This window comes from Pseudomonas sp. AD21, from assembly GCF_002878485.1.
In the GTDB taxonomy this organism is placed as follows: Bacteria; Pseudomonadota; Gammaproteobacteria; order Pseudomonadales; family Pseudomonadaceae; genus Aquipseudomonas.
Map to the genome: position 1 here is coordinate 1 of NZ_NQYG01000116.1, position 3,472 is coordinate 3,472.

Here is a 3,472-nt window from a genome sequence, read left to right on the forward strand (position 1 = left end):
TGTGTCCGGTACATACAGGGAGAGGGCTAGGGTGAGGGGCTTTTGATTTCAGTCGTGATCTTCAAGGTACTGCAGGGCCATCCGCTCAGTCGCCACTTTCACCGGCGGCAGCAAATGCGGCGCGACCAACATCATGATCTGGTAGACGACTAATCGAACTTCCCCTTCACGATCAAGAATCCGCTGATAGTCCAGCGAGAACAGCAGGGTCATGGTGATCTGCTCGACCAATTGACCCAGCGCCTGAGTGTCGCTGACCAACTGCCCCGAGGCTTTCAAGCGCGCCAGCAATGACGCCAGCGTGCGCTTCAGGGCGTTGAGCAGGTTGCGAATACCTTTCGCCAGTTTCGGCAGGCGCCCGGCGAGGTTCGACAGGTCCTGGAACAGAAAACGGTACTGCGCCAGGCGTTCGACGATCAAATGCAGAAACAGCCAGTAATCCTCCGGCGCCAGCTCGACATCCGACGGTGGGTCGAGCAGTGGCGCCAGTTCATTCTGGAAGCGCTCGAACAGGCCGAGAATCAACGGCTCCTTGCCGTGGAAGTGGTAGTAGAGGTTGCCGGGGCTGATCCCCATTTCATTGGCAACTTCCATGGTGGAAACGTTGGGTTCACCCTTTTCGTTGAACAGTTGCAGGGCACATTCGAGAATCCGGTCGCGGGTTTTCATCCAGTCTTCTTAGAAAAGTTCGGTTAAGCGTCAGCGCACATGCACGTAGGTGCCGGGTGCCGCCTCCATCGGTGGATAGTTCGGGTTGCCGAGGGTCATCAAAGTCTCGCGCTGGGCGCCGGAGCGTTGCTGAATCCATTCCAGCCACTGTGGCCACCAACTGCCGTCGACGCGTTTGGCGTCGTAGTACCAGGCGCGCGGGTCGCTGCTCAGCTTGCCGTTTTCGACATAACTGGCTTTGGGGTTGCTGGGTGGGTTGAGGATGCTTTGCACGTGACCGCTGCTGGACAGGACGAAGCGCCGCTCGCCACCGAGCAACAGTGTTGAGCGATACACCGCGTCCCACGGCGTGATGTGGTCGTTCATGCCGGCCACGCTGAAGCTGTCGACGGCGACTTTCTGCAGGTCGATCGGCGTACCGCAGACTTCCAGGCCGCCCGGGTGGGTCAGCGGGTTGTGCTTGAAGAAGTCCAGCAGGTCGCCATGGAATGCGGCGGGCAGGCGCGTGTTGTCATTGTTCCAGTAGAGGATGTCGAACGCCGGCGGCTCTTTGCCCAACAGGTAGTTGTTGACGAAGTAGCTCCAGATCAAATCGTTGGGCCGCATCCAGGCGAACACTTTGGCCATGTCGCGACCGTCCAGCACGCCTTTCTGATAGGAGCGGCGCTTGGCCGCTTCGATGGTCTGTTCGTCGGCGAACAGGGTGGTCGGGGTTTCGATCTCGCTGTCGAGCAGGCTGACCAGATAGGTCGCACTGGAGATCCGTCGCAGCTGGCGTTTGGCTTGCAGATGTCCTTGCAGCGCGGCGATGGTCAGGCCACCGGCGCAGGCGCCCATCAGGTTGACGTCGCGGGCGCCGGTGATTGCCCGGCAGACGTTCATCGCTTCTTCCACCGCCTCGACATAGGTCGACAGACCCCATTCGCGATGGCGCACGTCCGGGTTGCGCCAACTGATCATGAAGGTCTGCAAGCCGTTTTTCAGCGCGTACTGGACGAAGCTGTTATGCGGGCTGAGGTCGAAAATGTAGTACTTGTTGATTTGCGGCGGCACCACCAGCAGCGGCTTGGCGTACTGTTTCTCGCTCATCGGCTTGTACTGGATCAACTCGAGCATTTCGTTGCGAAACACCACGGCGCCGGTGGTGGTGGCGACGGTCTTGCCGACTTCGAATGCCTGTTTGGTGACCTGGCGCGGCAGGCCGTCGTTGTGCAGCAGATCATCGAACAGATGGCTCAGGCCGCGCACCAGGCTGTGGCCGCCGGAGTTGAACAGCTCCTTGATCGCCAGCGGATTGAGCAGGGTGTTGGAGGGCGCGACGGCGTCGTTGAGCAGCGTGAACGCGAAGTGCGCGCGGGCGCGGTCGTCCTCGCTCATGCTGCTTTCGTCGATCCAGCTCTTGACCTGTTTCTGCCAGGCCAGATAGGCCTGCAGGCTGCGCCGGTAGAACGGGTTGAGGCTCCATGCCGGGTCGGTGAACCGCGTATCTTGCGGGTTGGTCGGGTGCAGGGTCTCACCGAGCAACACGCGACCGAGCTGGCCGCCGAGTTTCAAGGCGTGCCTGGCACTGTGCAGCGGGTTGCGCAGGCCGTGGGCAGCGACGCTGCGCAGCGTCGAGATCAGGTCGCGGCCACGCAGGCCGGTCATTGCACTTTGTGCATTGATGAACACGGCGGGACTGGGCACTACGCCCGTCGCAGGTTTGTCGCGCATGACTCAACACTCCTTCGTCTTCAGGTCAAAAACAAACTCACCGAACCAGAACACCATAGTCGCTGTTACGGGTTGCTGCCTGCGCGGCGTCCTGCCACGCACTGATAAAGCCCTGCATAAAGCCTGCCGCTGCGGTTTATCCGCCCAGAGGTGTCGGATGCGGGTGCATCACGGCGCGCTGTCGTTCCTCCTCAAGGAATTTCATGATGATCGGCGCCACCGCTTCGGCGCGGGTGATCAGGAACAGATGACCGTCGTCGATGATGTGCAGCTGGGCGTTGGGAATCCGCCAGGCGAGCATGCGCATGTTGATCAGCGGGATCAGTGGATCGTCGTCGCCGGCCAGCACCAGCGTCGGCTGATGAATCTTGTGCAGCCAGTGAATGCTGGTCCAGCCGAGGCCTGCGAACAGTTGCCAGTAGTAACCGAGCTTGCCCGCCGAACGCACCTTGGCCGCATGGCTGGCAGCCAGCGTCGGGTCGCGGCGGAACGAGCCGCCGTAGATCAGCGGCGCGATACGGATCACGTGCGATGGCTGGATGTAGCGCCGGGGACTGGCCATCATCCACAGCACTTTCGGCTTGCCCGGTACCATGAAGGCACCGGCTGCAGTCGCCGCCAGCACCAGTTTCTTGCAGCGTTCGGGGTAGTCGTGGGCGAACTGCTGCGCCAGCGCTCCACCCCAGGACACGCCGATGACGTTGACCTGACCGTAGTCGAGGTAATCGAGCATCCGCGAGGTCAGCTTCGCCAGCCCGGGAAAGCGATACGGCCGGCTCGGCGTCGACGAGCCGCCGACACCGGGCACGTCGAAGGCGATCACTTCCAGATCCGGGTCCAGCGCCGCGACAAACGGAAACACCAGCTCCAGGTTGGCGCCAATGCCGTTGAATATCAGCAAGGGCGTCAAGTGAGGCTTGCCGGGGCGTACCGCGGTGCGGATGGTCTGCCCATCCAGATCGACGGTACGGAAAATGAACGGTTGCGGCATGCTTCAGGCCCTGTGGATTTCAAGTACCCCCGATCCCCTCTGTGGGCGTGAACTCTGTGGCGAGGGGATTTATCCCCGATCGGCTGCGCAGCAGTCGCA

3 protein-coding genes are annotated in these 3,472 nt (G+C 61.5%); all 3 read right to left on the reverse strand.

From position 1 onward, the window contains the following. Window positions 1-48: 48 nt before the first annotated feature. The 3 genes from PseAD21_RS29105 to phaZ all read right to left on the reverse strand — a co-directional run bounded on the left by PseAD21_RS29105 (window position 49) and on the right by phaZ (window position 3,373). Window positions 49-669 carry a TetR/AcrR family transcriptional regulator gene (locus PseAD21_RS29105; RefSeq protein ID WP_102359145.1) on the reverse strand — a complete coding sequence of 207 codons (621 nt, stop codon included), beginning with the start codon at window positions 667-669 and terminating at the stop codon, window positions 49-51. A gap of 30 nt (window positions 670-699) precedes the next feature. Continuing rightward, complete coding sequence (phaC, locus tag PseAD21_RS29110; protein ID WP_102359146.1) at window positions 700-2,382, reverse strand: class II poly(R)-hydroxyalkanoic acid synthase; 1,683 nt, start codon at window positions 2,380-2,382, stop codon at window positions 700-702. A gap of 136 nt (window positions 2,383-2,518) precedes the next feature. Then, complete coding sequence (phaZ, locus tag PseAD21_RS29115; protein ID WP_102359147.1) at window positions 2,519-3,373, reverse strand: poly(3-hydroxyalkanoate) depolymerase; 855 nt, start codon at window positions 3,371-3,373, stop codon at window positions 2,519-2,521. Window positions 3,374-3,472 lie beyond the last annotated feature (99 nt).